Origin of the sequence: Micromonospora coxensis, assembly GCF_900090295.1 — a bacterium.
Taxonomy (GTDB): Bacteria; Actinomycetota; Actinomycetes; order Mycobacteriales; family Micromonosporaceae; genus Micromonospora; species Micromonospora coxensis.
Window position 1 is genome coordinate 3,713,550 of sequence record NZ_LT607753.1, and the last position, 13,849, is coordinate 3,727,398.

Annotated in this window: 14 protein-coding genes; 8 read left to right on the plus strand and 6 right to left on the minus strand. The window is 73.3% G+C overall.

All coding sequences use genetic code 11. The annotated features are described in order from the left end of the window. Nucleotides 1–5: 5 nt before the first annotated feature. The gene (locus GA0070614_RS16835; RefSeq protein WP_088979473.1) at nucleotides 6–1,049 is read right to left on the minus strand and encodes a MaoC/PaaZ C-terminal domain-containing protein; all 1,044 of its coding nucleotides are present in this window, start codon (nucleotides 1,047–1,049) and stop codon (nucleotides 6–8) included. Next, a complete protein-coding gene (locus GA0070614_RS16840; protein WP_088976860.1) occupies nucleotides 1,049–2,431 on the minus strand; it encodes a 3-oxoacyl-ACP reductase in 1,383 nt (460 codons plus the stop codon). The genes GA0070614_RS16835 and GA0070614_RS16840 overlap by 1 nt, the downstream gene beginning before the upstream one ends. Before the next feature lie 56 nt (nucleotides 2,432–2,487). Here GA0070614_RS16840 and GA0070614_RS16845 point away from each other — a divergent pair, with 56 nt between their 5' ends. From GA0070614_RS16845 to GA0070614_RS16855, 3 genes are all read left to right on the plus strand, one after another. Next, entirely contained in the window at nucleotides 2,488–3,780 is a 1,293-nt protein-coding gene (locus GA0070614_RS16845) for an acetyl-CoA C-acetyltransferase (protein ID WP_088976861.1), read from the plus strand. Nucleotides 3,781–3,916: 136 nt separating this feature from the next. Then, nucleotides 3,917–4,891: a TNT domain-containing protein gene (locus tag GA0070614_RS16850; RefSeq protein ID WP_157745018.1), complete on the plus strand. Its 975-nt coding sequence runs from the start codon at nucleotides 3,917–3,919 to the stop codon at nucleotides 4,889–4,891. Between the two features lie 108 nt (nucleotides 4,892–4,999). Beyond that, nucleotides 5,000–5,251: a hypothetical protein gene (locus GA0070614_RS16855; RefSeq protein ID WP_088976863.1), complete on the plus strand. Its 252-nt coding sequence runs from the start codon at nucleotides 5,000–5,002 to the stop codon at nucleotides 5,249–5,251. A gap of 31 nt (nucleotides 5,252–5,282) precedes the next feature. Here GA0070614_RS16855 and GA0070614_RS16860 read toward each other — a convergent pair whose 3' ends face one another. Together GA0070614_RS16860 and GA0070614_RS16865 are read right to left on the minus strand one after the other, a co-directional pair. Continuing rightward, nucleotides 5,283–5,627: a type II toxin-antitoxin system PemK/MazF family toxin gene (locus tag GA0070614_RS16860; RefSeq protein WP_157745019.1), complete on the minus strand. Its 345-nt coding sequence runs from the start codon at nucleotides 5,625–5,627 to the stop codon at nucleotides 5,283–5,285. After that, a complete protein-coding gene (locus tag GA0070614_RS16865) occupies nucleotides 5,624–5,878 on the minus strand; it encodes a hypothetical protein (protein ID WP_088976865.1) in 255 nt (84 codons plus the stop codon). Before GA0070614_RS16865 ends, GA0070614_RS16860 begins: the two co-directional genes overlap by 4 nt. A gap of 78 nt (nucleotides 5,879–5,956) precedes the next feature. On the opposite strand from GA0070614_RS16865, the gene purB reads away from it, so the two are divergent. Further along, nucleotides 5,957–7,381, plus strand: coding sequence for an adenylosuccinate lyase (purB, locus tag GA0070614_RS16870; RefSeq protein ID WP_088976866.1), 1,425 nt, complete (start codon nucleotides 5,957–5,959; stop codon nucleotides 7,379–7,381). A gap of 126 nt (nucleotides 7,382–7,507) precedes the next feature. Here the strand turns inward: purB and GA0070614_RS16875 are convergent, their stop codons facing one another. Both GA0070614_RS16875 and GA0070614_RS16880 read right to left on the minus strand, forming a co-directional pair. After that, nucleotides 7,508–8,071 (minus strand): YbjQ family protein, encoded by a 564-nt coding sequence (locus GA0070614_RS16875; protein ID WP_088976867.1) that lies wholly within the window; start codon nucleotides 8,069–8,071, stop codon nucleotides 7,508–7,510. 23 nt (nucleotides 8,072–8,094) lie between these two features. Next, nucleotides 8,095–8,778 carry a S1 family peptidase gene (locus GA0070614_RS16880; RefSeq protein WP_088976868.1) on the minus strand — a complete coding sequence of 228 codons (684 nt, stop codon included), beginning with the start codon at nucleotides 8,776–8,778 and terminating at the stop codon, nucleotides 8,095–8,097. Nucleotides 8,779–9,242: 464 nt separating this feature from the next. Here GA0070614_RS16880 and purS point away from each other — a divergent pair, with 464 nt between their 5' ends. The 4 genes from purS (at nucleotide 9,243) to GA0070614_RS16905 (ending at nucleotide 13,815) form a co-directional block, all read left to right on the plus strand. Continuing rightward, entirely contained in the window at nucleotides 9,243–9,506 is a 264-nt protein-coding gene (purS, locus tag GA0070614_RS16885) for a phosphoribosylformylglycinamidine synthase subunit PurS (RefSeq protein ID WP_088959474.1), read from the plus strand. Continuing rightward, complete coding sequence (purQ, locus tag GA0070614_RS16890) at nucleotides 9,503–10,186, plus strand: phosphoribosylformylglycinamidine synthase subunit PurQ (RefSeq protein WP_088976869.1); 684 nt, start codon at nucleotides 9,503–9,505, stop codon at nucleotides 10,184–10,186. Before purS ends, purQ begins: the two co-directional genes overlap by 4 nt. Before the next feature lie 70 nt (nucleotides 10,187–10,256). Further along, nucleotides 10,257–13,055, plus strand: a complete 2,799-nt coding sequence (gene purL / locus GA0070614_RS16895; protein ID WP_231933308.1) for a phosphoribosylformylglycinamidine synthase subunit PurL — start codon at nucleotides 10,257–10,259, stop codon at nucleotides 13,053–13,055. 4 nt (nucleotides 13,056–13,059) lie between these two features. Continuing rightward, on the plus strand, nucleotides 13,060–13,815 hold the full coding sequence (locus GA0070614_RS16905) for a 2-phosphosulfolactate phosphatase (protein ID WP_088976870.1): 756 nt from the start codon (nucleotides 13,060–13,062) through the stop codon (nucleotides 13,813–13,815). Nucleotides 13,816–13,849 lie beyond the last annotated feature (34 nt).

Here is a 13,849-nt window from a genome sequence, read left to right on the forward strand (position 1 = left end):
CCGGTTCAGCGGACGGCGCCCACCAGGTGCGGACGGCCGGTCCGCGCGTCGTGCAGGGCGAAGTCCCAGCCCGGGGTGGCGCTGAAGGCCACCGTCGTGGGCAGCGGCACCGGCAGCTTGAACGCCACCTCGACCGTGTACGCCTCCGGCAGCCGGCTCTCCAGGGCGGCCAGGCAGCGCGCCTTGCTCCACATGCCGTGCGCGATCGGCCGGGGGAAGCCGAACAGCCGCGCGGCGAGCCGGGAGGTGTGGATCGGGTTGTGGTCGCCGGAGACCCGGGCGTAGTCCGTACCGAACCGGGGGGTGACCCGCCAGTGCGCGGTGGCGGCCGGCGGCGCGGGCCGCTCGCCCGGGTCGCGCCGCCCGCCGCCGCCCGCGAGCCCCTTGCCGAGGTACGTCGAGACGCCGCGCCAGACCTCCTCGCCGCCGACCGACCCGACCAGCACCACGTCGACCTGCCGCCCCCGCTCGTGCGGGCGCAGGTTCTCCGCGTACGTGACGAAGTCCAGCGTCTCGTCGGCCAGGACCGGGCGGTGCACGGTGATCCGGTTGCCCACGTGCACCACGCCGGCCAGCGCGATCGGGAAGTCCGGCCCGGTCATCAGCCGCAGCGCCAGCGGGAAGCCCCGCACGTGCGGGTACGTCGCCGGCAGCGTGTCGGACAGCCGGAACCCGCAGACCCGGTCGTACTCGGCGAGGTGCGCCCGGTCGACGGTCACCCCGGCGACGGCCAGCTCCACCTCCGGCGCGACGTCCGCCCGGCGGGACCGGCCGATCACCGGCACCGCGTCGCGCAACGCCCGCCGGTAGAGGGCGCCCGGCGCCGGCATCCGGGACAGCTCGACCCGGGCCCGGCCGCCCCGGGCGGTGTGCGCCGAGAGGTCCTCGGTGGCGTACCCGGACAGGTCGTGCGTCTCCTCGACGCTGACGTCGTGCCGGCGCCCGACGGCGCGGACGGCGGCCAGGTCGTCGGCCGAGATGACCTCGGTCGGCCCGTCGATCAGCTCGTGGACGGACAGGTCGTCGTCCGGTTCGTCACGCCGCGCCATCACGCCCCCAACAGGCTCTGGCCGCAGACCCGCACGACGTTGCCGCTGACCGCCCCGGAGGCCGGCCAGGCCAGCCAGCCGATGGTCTCGGCCACGTCCACCGGCAGGCCGCCCTGCGACATGCTGTTCATCCGGCGGCCCGCCTCGCGGACCATCAGCGGGATGCGGGCGGTCATCCGGGTCTCGATGAACCCGGGGGCGACCGCGTTGACGCTGATCTGCCGCTCGCGCAGCACCGGGGCGAGCGAGTCGACCAGGCCGATCACGCCGGCCTTGCTGGTGGCGTAGTTGGTCTGGCCCCGGTTGCCGGCGATGCCGGCGATCGAGGAGACCGCCACGATCCGTCCGCCCGCCGGGATGAGCTTCCGCTCCAGCAGCACGTCGTTGATCCGTTCCTGGCTGGAGAGGTTGACGTCGATCACCGAGTCCCAGCGGTCGGCGTCCATCCGGCCGAGCGTCTTGTCCCGGGTGATGCCGGCGTTGTGCACCACCACGTCGACCCGGCCGTGCCGGGACGCCAGGTGCTCGGCGAGCCGGGCGGGGGCCTCCGGGGTGGTCAGGTCGAGCTGCACGGCGCTGCCGCCGATCTCGTTGGCGACCGCGGCCAGCGCGTCCCCGGCGGCCGGGACGTCCAGGGCGACGACCTGGGCGCCGTCGCGGGCGAGCACCCGGGCCAGCGCCGCGCCGATCCCGCGCGCCGCCCCGGTGACCAGGGCGACCTGCCCGTCCAGCGGCCGGTCCCAGTCGGCCGGGGCCTGCGCGTGGCCGGCGCCGACCCGGACCACCTGCCCGGAGACGTACGCGGAGCGGCCGGAGAGAAGAAACCGGAGGGTCGAGTCGAGGCTGGTGAGCGTGCCGGCTGAGAGGTCCGGGCCGTCCGAGGCGTTACCCGTCTCCTTGGTGACGTACACGAGCTGGGCGGTGACGCCCCGGCCGAACTCCTTGCCGATGCTGCGGGTCAGCCCCTCCAGGGCCCGCTGGGCGGTGGCCTCGCGGGGGGAGCCGCACTCGGCGGGCGGGGTGCCGAGCACGATCACCCGGCCGCTCGGCAGCACCGAGCGGGCGTGCGGGTGGAGGAAGTCGTAGAGCTGGCGCAGGCCGGTCGAGTCGGTGACGCCGGTGGCGTCGTACACCAGGGCGCCGAAGCGGGTGTCGGCGTCGACGGTGAGCGGGTCGCGCACCTCGACCCCGGCGAAGGCCAGGATCCGGCCGACCGGCTCGGCGAGCCGGCCGCCGGTGGCCGCGCCGAGCAGGGCGGGGCCGGGCAGCAGCGGGTCGCCGGGGCGGTGCCGGCGCAGCCGCGGCGGGTCGGGCAGCCCGAGGCGCTTGACCAGCGTGCGGCCGGCACCCGATTGGACGAAGCTCGCGTACCTGTCGGTCATAGGCGTAGCCTACTGGCCAGTAGGTTATGGGCAAGTCCTGAAACGGAGGCGGGATCGTGCAGAGCATCCGGCGGGTCGCGGTCATCGGCGGCAACCGCATCCCCTTCGCCCGGTCCAACTCGCGGTACGCGAGCGCGTCCAACGCCGACATGCTCGGCGCGGCGCTGGACGGGCTGGTCGCCCGGTTCGGGCTGGCCGGGCAGCGGGTCGGCGAGGTGGTCGCCGGGGCGGTGCTCAAGCACTCGAAGGACTTCAACCTGACCCGTGAGGTGGTGCTCGGCTCGAAGCTCGACCCGCACACCCCCGCGTACGACATCCAGCAGGCCTGCGGCACCGGGCTGGAGGCGGCCATCCTGGTCGCCAACAAGATCGCCCTCGGGCAGATCGACGTCGGCATCGCCGGTGGCGTGGACACCACCTCCGACGCGCCGCTGGCGGTCAACGAGGACCTGCGCCGCACCCTGCTCAAGCTCAACTCCGCCCGCACCCTCGGCGAGCGGTTGAAGATCGCCGCGAAGCTCCGCCCGCACCAGCCGTTCAAGCCGGAAATCCCGCGCAACGCCGAGCCGCGTACCGGGCTGTCGATGGGGGAGCACGCCGCCCGGACGGCACTGCGCTGGGGGATCGACCGGCAGTCCCAGGACGAGTTGGCGCTGCGCTCGCACCAGCGCCTCGCCGCCGCGTACGACCGGGGCTTCTTCGACGACCTGATGACGCCGTACCTGGGGCTGACCCGGGACCAGAACCTGCGCGCGGAGACCAGCCTGGAGAAGCTCGGCGCGCTCCGGCCGGTCTTCGGCGCCAAGGGCCCGGACGCCGAGCAGGCCACGATGACCGCCGGCAACTCCTCCCCGCTCACCGACGGCGCGTCGACCGTGCTGCTGGCCAGCGAGGAGTGGGCGCGTGAGCACCACCTGCCGGTGGCGGCCTGGTTCTCCTGGTCGGAGACGGCCGCCGTCGACTTCGTGCACGGCGACGAGGGGCTGCTGATGGCCCCGGCGTACGCCGTCCCCCGGATGCTGAACCGGGCCGGGCTGACGTTGCAGGACTTCGACTACTACGAGATCCACGAGGCGTTCGCCTCGCAGGTGCTGGCCACCCTGGCCGCGTGGGAGTCACCGGAGTTCTGCAAGGACCGGCTGGGCCTGGACGCCCCGCTCGGCTCGATCGACCGGGACCGGCTCAACGTCAACGGCTCCTCGCTCGCCGCCGGGCACCCGTTCGCCGCCACCGGCGGACGGATCGTCGCCACCCTGGCCAAGTTGCTCGCCGAGAAGGGCAGCGGCCGTGGGCTGATCTCCATCTGCGCGGCCGGCGGGCAGGGCGTCACCGCCATCCTGGAGCGCTGACACCGGGCTCCCCGCCCGACTCCGGACGAGTGGGGAGCCGTACCCCTTTAGGGGGCAAACGGGCACTGACGCTCACATTCACCCACTGATCTCCCGACGATGAAGGCGCTGGTCGTCCGTCGACGGGAGGTTCGTGGTGAGAGGTAGACGTTGGCTGCTCGCGGTCGTGTCCGGCGCGGCCCTGGCCATCTTTCCCGGCGGGGCGCAGGAGGCCGCCACCCCGTCCACCGTGCCGCAGGCGGCCGCCGGTCCCTCCGACGACGCCGCGCGTACGGGTGACGGCGGGAGCCGCCCCGGCGACGGTGACCAACGCGACGGCCGGGCGGGCTGGCCCGGCCAGCCCGGTCCCGACGGTCGGCCCGGTCAGCCGGAGCCGCCCGGTGGTGGGTCGCCGCCGCCGGCTCGCCAGGGGCTCTGCCGCCCCGGCGTGCCGCCGAACGCGCCGCAGACCACCAGGTTCTACGACGACAACCGGCTGCTCGGCCCGGAGGCGTTGCCGCTGCAGTCGCCGGTCGGCCCGCTGCTCGCCGGCTACCAGCGGTTCGGCGCGCAGAGCGAGGCGCAGTGGATCCGGAACTACACCGTGAACGGGGCCGGGGCCCAGCTGGTGTTCCCGCCGGAGAACGGCTTCGTCCTCGGCCCGGACGGCGAGCCGGTCAAGCAGCGGCAGACCCTGCTGCCCGGGTACCGCCTCGACCGGTTCGGCTTCCCCGGCGGCGCCTTCCTGGCCCCGCTGGGCACCCCGTTCGGCTCCCGCTCGCTGGCGCCGCAGAGCCTGAACACCCCGCCCACACCGCCGGCCACCACGCCGCCCGCGCCGCTGGCGAACTACCACACCTACTGCGTGCTCAAGCCGTTCGACGTCGACTCCGGCCCGATCGCGCCGTGGTTCGCGCAGCCCGGCATGGGCACCCAGTTCCAGCTCAACCCCGCGTACGTGCCGCAGGCCGGCAACAACCTGACCGTGCAGTGGCTGCTGGACCACCACTTCATCGTCGAGGAGAACCTGGGCGGGCCCACCCCGCCGCCGTGCCCGACCGACGCCGTGCCGCTGCCCGTACCGCTGCAGGGTGGCGCGGGCGGCGGCCTGCCCACCGTCCAGGTCTGCTGATCGCAGGGTTCACTGGGAGGGCGGATCGTCGGCCGGCGGTCACCTGGACGGGGTGGCCGCCGGCCGCGTGGACGACGCGGGCGCAGGTGAGAGAACCGGGAGGACGGAATGGACCGGCACGAGGTGCGCAACGCCCTGATGAAGGCCGGTATCTCACCGGACGCCTTCGAGTTGGCGGGAGTGCACGAGCACGTCCCCCTGCCGCCCGACTTCTGGTTCCTGCGCCGGTCCGCCGACGGGCGGTGGGAGATCGGGGCGTACGAGCGCGGGGTGTACGACGTACGTCAGACCTTCGACACCGAGGAGGACGCGTGCGGAGGGCTGTGGCACGCGCTGACCGGGCGACCCGTCCCGTCCTGACCGGCCCTGACCGGCTGCCCTGACCGGTGACTCACAGGTCGAGCATCTGGCGGAGCACTCGGCGTACCTCCGCGACCTGCTCGGGCCGTAACCGGTACACCGGCCCGCGGCCGGTCAACCGGCCGGCGGACACCGTCCGCACCTGCTCGGTGATCACCCAGCCGGTGCGCCGGCCAGGCACCTCGATCGGCACCCGGTGCAGCCATCCCTGCCGTTCCCGGGTCGTCAGGGGCAGCACGCTGACCAGCGCGCCACCGGTCAGATCAAGGTGGAAACGGGACGACACGACCAGGGCCGGGCGTTGACCGGCCTGCTCGCGACCCTCGGTCGGGTCGAAGTCGAGCCACCAGATCTCCCACGGCTTGATCCGGCTCACGCCTCCTCGGCCCACGGGTCGCCGACGGGGGCGTCGACGCCGTGCCATTCCTCGGTCTCGACGAGGTATTCGGCCCAGCCCTCGGGGTCGGTGGCGCGGTAGTGGTCCATCGCGGCGACCGCCTTGACCCGCCAGTGCTCCTCGAGCAGGCGCTTGACCGCCTCGTCGGCGCTCACCCCGCCGAAGTCCTCGGCGGCGACCCGGAGGACCTGCTCGCGGGTCTCCGGGCTGACCCGCATCATCGTCGTCATACGAGCGAGTATACGACTGCGTAAACGTGGCCGCCCGCAGCGGCGGGACGAGATCCGGGCCATGAAAGACTGAGGTACGTGACGACGATCCCGAACGTGCTCGCCAACCGGTACGCCTCGCCCGAACTGGTCGCCCTCTGGTCACCGGAGGAGAAGGTACGGATGGAACGGCGGCTCTGGCTCGCCGTGCTGAAGGCCCAGCGCGACCTCGGCGTGACCGTGCCGGACGGGGTGGTCGAGGCGTACGAGCGGGTGCTCGACGACGTCGACCTGGCCTCGATCGCCGAGCGGGAGCGGGTCACCCGGCACGATGTGAAGGCCCGGATCGAGGAGTTCAGCGCGCTCGCCGGGCACGAGCACGTGCACAAGGGGATGACCTCCCGGGACCTCACCGAGAACGTCGAGCAGCTCCAGGTGCGCGCCTCGTTGGAGCTGATCCGGGACCGGGTGGTCGCCACGCTGGCCCGGCTGGCGCGGCTCGCCACCGAGCACTCCGCCCAGGTGATGACCGGGCGCTCGCACAACGTCGCCGCGCAGGCGACCACGCTGGGCAAGCGCTTCGCGTCGGCCGCCGAGGAACTGCTGATCGCGTACGAGCGGCTGGAGGAGCTGATCGGCCGGTACCCGCTGCGCGGCATCAAGGGTCCGGTCGGTACCGCCGCCGACCAGCTCGACCTCTTCGACGGTGACGCCGACAAGGTGGCCGAGCTGGAGCGCCGGGTGGCCGAACACCTCGGGTTCAGCCGGGTGTTGGACAGTGTCGGCCAGGTCTACCCGCGCTCGATCGACTTCGACGTGCTCTCCGCGCTGGCCCAGGTGGCCGCCGCGCCGTCGTCGCTGGCCACCACGATCCGGCTGATGGTCGGGCAGGAGTTGGCCACCGAGGGCTTCAAGCCCGGCCAGGTCGGCTCCAGCGCGATGCCGCACAAGATGAACACCCGCTCGTCGGAGCGGGTGAACGGCTTCGCGGTGATCATCCGGGGTTACCTGTCGATGGTCGGCGAGCTGGCCGGCGACCAGTGGAACGAGGGGGACGTCTCCTGCTCGGTGGTCCGCCGGGTGGCCCTGCCGGACGCGTTCTTCGCCGCCGACGGGCTGTTCCAGACCTTCCTCACCGTGCTCGACGAGTTCGGGGCGTACCCGGCGGTGATCGGCCGGGAGCTGGAGCGCTTCCTGCCGTTCCTGGCGACCACCAAGATCCTGGTCGCGGCGGTGCGCCGGGGCGTGGGGCGTGAGGTCGCGCACGAGGTGATCAAGGAGCACGCGGTGGCCGTGGCGTTGGCCATGCGGGAGAAGGGTGCCGCCGAGAACGACCTCTTCGACCGCCTCGCCGCCGACACCCGCCTGGGCCTGTCCCGGGCCGAGATCGACACCTTGGTCGCCGACCCCACCACGTTCACCGGCGCCGCGCGCTCCCAGGTCGACGCGGTCACCCGACGCATCAGCGCCGTGGTGAAGGCCCACCCCCACGCCGCCACCTACACCCCACCCCCCATCCTCTGACCGCCCGCCCGCCCGGGGTCGATCCCGGCCACACCGCCGTCGATCATGAAGTTGTTGCCACGACACGCCGAGGCGTGACGCAACAACTTCATGATCAACGCGGGCGGGGGTGCGGGTGGGTGGGGGTCAGGGGCCGGTGGGGGTTTCGGCGGCGGAGGAGAGGTTGGGGGCGCTCGCCGGTTCGGCGATGCCGCCGGGGGCCTCGGTGATCGCCGGGTCGTGGGCGGTCTCGGCGGCGATCAGGGGCTGGTCGGGCGGCATGACGTCGGGGGTCTTGGGGGCCACGATCACCGCCGTGCCGTACGCGCAGATCTCCATCCACATCTCGCCGCAGTCCCGGCTGTCGAAGCGCATGCCCACCACGGCGTTCGCGCCGAGCCGGCGGGCCTCCTCGCCGAGCCGGGCCACCGAGTCGGTACGCCAGCGGGTGAGGTTGTCCGGCGCCATCGGGTCGTACGCGCCGCCGCGCAGGTTCTTCACCCCCTCGCGGTAGGGGTTACGGGTCCTGGCCATCGAGGACACCACTTCGCCGAGGATCTGGCGGATCTCGTAGCCGGGCAGTTGATCCGTCGTCACGACCAGCACGGTTCCGATGCTGTCAGGCGCGGGCCGGCCGATTCGTGAGCCGTGTTCACCTGATCGGATGCTGCAAAACGAGGCGGCGCGGACGTCCGGCGCCAGGCCGGCCATCCGCGCCGCCAGGGCGCTAACCGTCAGACACCGGCCACCGAGGTGATCCAGGCCCGGTTGTACGCGACACTGCCGTAGTTCTGGATGCTCACGCCGTCGGCGGTGGAGGCGACGCCGACCTGCCGGCCGTTGTAGAACTGCGGGCCGCCGGAGTCACCGCGCCACGCGTTGCCGCTGATCTCGGTGCTCCGGATCGCCTGGCCGCCGTACGCGTCGGTGACGCTGGTGCTGGTCACCCGGACCGAGGCGGTCTTGAGCTGGCTGGAGGCCGAGCAGCCGCTGTAGCAGGTCTGGCCCCAGCCGTAGATCGTGTTGGTGGAGTTGATCGGCGGGTTGGCGGTGGCCAGGGTCACGTACGAGGTGCTCACCGGGCTGGACAGGCGCATCAGGGCCAGGTCGTAGCGGCTGTAGGTGGCGCTGACGGTGCGGGTCACCCCGCCCGACGAGCGGTAGACGCTGCCGATCCGGACGGACATCGAGCCGTTGATGCAGTGCCGGGCGGTGAGCACCCACTGCGACGAGATGACGCTGCCGGAGCAGGTGAACGAGCCGTTGCTGAACACCGCCGCGGCCCACGGGGCGGAGGAGACGGTGCTGCCGCCGATGATCGGCTGGGGGCCGGCCGGGGCGGCGGTGGCGCCGGAGGCGGTGGCGAGGACGCCGGCGAGGGCGGTGGTCAGCACCGCGAGCAGGGGGCGGAGACGCATGTCGGGGACTCCTTGTCGGGGTGGCCCGGGGTCACCGGGCGAGAGCCGGAGCGTCGGCGGGCGAGGGGTGGTCCGCCGAGGACGCCTCACATGGACGTCTGTCGATGTACGCTAGGGCCCGCGAGTCCCGTTCACAAGAGTGCGATCGAGATTAACCGATGTGACACAGTTGGTCGACGACATGCTCGTCCCTGTTTGTCGGGAACTGGTCAGCCGGGTGTGACGGAACGGCGACTTCCCTGGTCAGGGCGGTGCGGTGAGCGTGCCGCCGCAGTGACAGGCAACGAATCGGCATCAGCGGCGCAACGAACGCGCATCAGCCGGCCGCTCGGACGTCCGGTTATGTCGATCACTGCCTGAACTGCCCCCGGCCGGTGCGTCCGGAGCGGAATCTGCCAGGTACGCTGGCTGCGCTCGCCCGTAGTGGGCCGGCACCCAACTGCGTACACAGTCAGGAGTGCCCAGTGCCTCGCGTCGTCGTCGACGTCATGCTCAAGCCCGAGATCCTCGATCCTCAGGGCCAGGCCGTCGCAAACGCGCTGCCGCGGCTCGGCGTCAGTGACGTCGCCTCCGTCCGGATCGGCAGGCGGATCGAGATCGAGTTCACCGGTGAACCGGACCTGGACCGGGCCCGGGAGATCGCCGACAAGCTGCTCGCCAACCCCGTCATCGAGGACTTCACCGTCCGCGTGGTGGAGGCCGACGAGACCGTGGACGCGCACCCGTGACCGCGCGCGTCGGTGTGGTGACCTTCCCCGGCTCGCTGGACGACGGGGACGCCGCCCGGGCCGTACGGATCGCCGGCGCGGAGCCGGTCCGGCTCTGGCACGGCGACGCGGAGCTGCACGGGGTGGACGCCGTCGTCCTGCCCGGTGGCTTCTCCTACGGCGACTACCTGCGCTGCGGCGCCATCGCCCGGTTCGCCCCGGTGATGGAGAAGATCGTGGACGCCTCCCGGGGCGGCCTGCCGGTGCTCGGCATCTGCAACGGCTTCCAGATCCTCTGCGAGGCCCACCTGCTCCCCGGCGCGCTCACCCGCAACCAGCACCTGCACTTCCGCAACCGGGACCAGGTCCTGCGGGTGGAGTCGGTCGGCACCGCCTGGACCAACGCGTTCCAGGAGGGCCAGGAGATCCTCATCCCGGTCAAGAACGGTGAGGGTTGCTACGTCGCCGACACCGCGACCCTGGACGAGCTGGAGGGCGAGGGGCGCGTCGTCGCCCGCTACGTCGGCGGCAACCCCAACGGATCGCAGCGCGACATCGCCGCGATCACCAACCCCGCCGGCAACGTGGTCGGCATCATGCCCCACCCCGAGCACGCGGTGGAAGCACTCACCGGCCCCTCGCTGGACGGCCTCGGCTTCTTCACCTCGGTGCTCAAGCACCTGGTGGGGACGCCGGCGTGACCGTGCGCGGCAGGATCATCGGTCGGCTCCACCGCCCGGCGGGCGGCCACGAGCGCAGCGAGGAGAGGTCATGACCACCCATCCGGACCCGGCCGTGCGGGAGACCCCGGGTACCTTCCCGGCCGTCCCGACGGAGCCGCGTGCGGCCGCCGTGGCGCCGCAGGGCAGCCCGGTCGACGCGGGCCGTCCGGCCGCCCCGGCGCCCGCCGCCGAGTGGGTCGCCGGCGTGGACACCGTGCCGCGCGCCGCGGGCACCCCGGAGGAACTTCAGCCGTACGCCGAGCTGGGCCTCCGTGACGACGAGTACGACCGGATCCGGCACATCCTCGGCCGGCGCCCGACCCAGGCCGAGCTGGCCATGTACTCGATCATGTGGAGCGAGCACTGCTCCTACAAGTCGAGCAAGGTGCACCTGCGCCAGTTCGGCGAGAAGGCCCCGCCGAGCGACCGGCTGCTGGCCGGCATCGGCGAGAACGCCGGCGTGGTCCGGGTCTCCGACGAGCTGGCGGTGACCTTCAAGGTCGAGTCGCACAACCACCCGAGCTTCGTCGAGCCGTACCAGGGCGCGGCGACCGGCGTCGGCGGCATCGTCCGGGACATCCTCGCCATGGGCGCCCGCCCGGTCGCGGTGATGGACCCGCTGCGCTTCGGCGCGGCCGACCACCCGGACACCGCCCGGGTGCTGCCCGGCGTCGTCGCCGGCGTCGGCGGGTACGGCAACTGCCTGGGCCTGCCGAACATCGGCGGCGAGGTCGTCTTCGACCCCTGCTACCAGGGCAACCCGCTGGTCAACGCGCTCTGCCTCGGTGTGCTGCCGGTGGACCGGCTGCAGAAGAAGGACGCCACCGGCCCCGGCAACATCGTGGTGCTGATGGGTGCCCGGACCGGGCGGGACGGCATCGGCGGCGTGTCGGTGCTGGCCAGCGCCACCTTCGACGAGGGCAGCGAGCAGCGCCGCCCGTCGGTGCAGGTCGGCGACCCGTTCATGGAGAAGCTGCTGATCGAGGCCTGCCTGGAGCTGTACGACGCCGAGCTGGTCGTCGGCATCCAGGACCTCGGCGGCGCCGGCCTGACCTGCGCGCTCACCGAGACCGCCGCGTCGGCCGGCACCGGCATGCGGGTGTGGCTGGAGCGGGTGCCGCTGCGCGAGCCCTCGATGGAGCCGCACGAGATCCTGGCCAGCGAGTCCCAGGAGCGGATGCTGCTGGTCGTCTCGCCGGACAAGCTGGAGGCGGTGCTCAAGACCGCCGAGAAGTGGGGCGTCTGGGCCACCGCGATCGGTGAGGTCACCGCGCCCTCGCCGGACGGCCAGCCGGGCCGGCTGGTGGTCACCTGGCACGACCAGCTCGTGGTCGACGTCCCGCCGGGCTCGCTGGTGGACGACGGTCCGGTCTACGCCCGCCCGATGCGCGAGCCGGCCGACCTGATCCTGCTCCAGGCCGACCGGGCCGAGACGCTGCCCCGGCCGACCGACCCGGAGGCGCTGCGGGAGACCGTGCTCCGGATGATCGCGTCGCCGAACCTGGCCGACAAGACCTGGGTCACCGAGCAGTACGACCGGTACGTGCTGGGCAACACCGTGCTCGCCCAGCCGGAGGACTCCGGCGTGATCCGGATCGACGAGCGGACCGGCCTCGGGGTCGCCCTCTCCGTCGACGGCAACGGCCGGTACGCCCGCCTCGACCCGTACAACGGCACGAAGCTGGCGCTCGCCGAGGCGTACCGGAACGTGGCGGTGACCGGCGCGAAGCCGATCGCCGTGACGAACTGCCTCAACTTCGGCTCCCCCGAGGACCCGGGCGTGATGTGGCAGTTCGCCGAGGCCGTGCGCGGCCTGGCGGACGGCTGCCTGGAGCTGGGCATCCCGGTGACCGGCGGCAACGTCAGCTTCTACAACCAGACCGGTGCCGCCCCGATCCACCCGACCCCGGTGGTCGGCGTGCTGGGCGTGCTGGACGACGTGGCCGACCGGGTGCCGATGGGCTTCGTCCCGCGTGCCGGCGGCGACCACGACCAGCTCTTCCTGCTCGGCGACACGCACGTGGAGCTCTCCGGCTCGGAGTGGGCCTGGGTGACCCACGAGCACCTGGGCGGCATGCCGCCGCAGGTCGACCTGGGCCGCGAGCGGCAGCTCGCCGAGCTGATGGCGGAGGCGGCCCGGGTGGGTCACCTCAGCTCCGCGCACGACCTCTCCGACGGTGGTCTCGCCCAGAGCCTGGTCGAGTCCTGCCTGCGGCGCGGGGTCGGCGCCCGGATCGCGGTGCCCGAGCGGTTCGCCGACGGGTCCCTGCCGTTCGTCTTCCTGTTCAGCGAGTCCGCCGGCCGGGTGCTGGTCTCGGTGCCGCGTGGGCACGAGAAGGCGTTCACCGCGCTCTGCGCCGAGCGGGGTGTGCCGTGGGAGCTGATCGGTGTCACCGATCCGGCCGGCGGCGCGCTGGAGGTGCACGGCCAGTTCCGGCTCGGCCTGGACGAGCTGCGCGAGGCGCACACCGCGACCCTGCCGAAGCTCTTCGGTGGCCCTGAGGCGGCGCAGGTCGAGGTCGAGGCGACCCGTACCGGCACCACCACCGTGGCCCCGGCGACCGCCGCGCAGCCGGTGGACGTGCCGACCGACGGACCGGCCGAGGCCGCCGACGCTCCGGCGGCCGAGGAGGTCGCGGTGGTGCCGGCCGCCGAGGGCGTACCGGTGGTGGAGGCCGAGCCGGTGGCCGAGGCCGAGCCGGTGGCCGAGGCCGCCGACCCGGGTGAGCCGGCTGCCGGACCGGAGTCGACCACGGAGGCCAGCGCCGATGCCACGGCTCCCGACGCTCCGGCGGCGCAGACCGGCTCCGGTGACGACGAGCAGTCCGCCGCGCCCGATAAGCGCTGAGGCGTTGGCCGCGGCCGTCTACGCCCAGCCCGGCTCGGGCGCCCGGTTCGACTGGGGCCTGAGCGGGGCGGCGGAGCTGGGCCGCGTCTGCGCGGCGCTGGTGGTGGTGGACGTGCTCTCGTTCACCACCGCCGTGGAGGTCGCGGTCGGTCGGGGCATGCGGGTGCACCCGTTCCCCTGGGGTGAGCAGGCCGCCGACTACGCCCGGCGGGTCGGCGCGGTCGCCGCGGTGGGCCGCCGGCAGATGACCCCGGAACACCCGTGGTCGCTCTCCCCGGCGGCGCTGGCCACCGCGCCGGTCGTCGCCGATCTGGTGCTGCCGTCCCCGAACGGGTCGGCCATCAGCGCCGCCGCGAGCGCCACCGGCCTGCCGGTGGTCGCCGCCTGCCTGCGCAACGCCCGCGCCGTCGGGCGATGGCTGCGCCGCCACGGGTACGGCTCGAAGGACGCCCCGGTGGGGGTGGTCGCCTCCGGTGAACGGTGGCCCGACGGCACGCTCCGCCCCTCGGTGGAGGACCAGCTCGGCGCGGCCAGCGTGCTCGACGCCCTCTCCGGGGTGCCGGGCGGGCTCTCGGTGGAGGCGGCGATGGCGCTCGCCGCGCTGGCCAGCACCCCGGACGTCCCCGCAGCGGTCCGTGGCTGTGTCTCCGGCCGGGAGCTGATCGAGGGTGGCTTCGCCGCCGACGTGGAGGTTGCCGTGCAGGTGGACGCCTCCGAGGTGGTCCCGCTGCTGCGCCAGGGCGTCTTCTCCGCCGCCTGACCCGCCGTACCCCGAGACGTACGAAGGGCCGCCC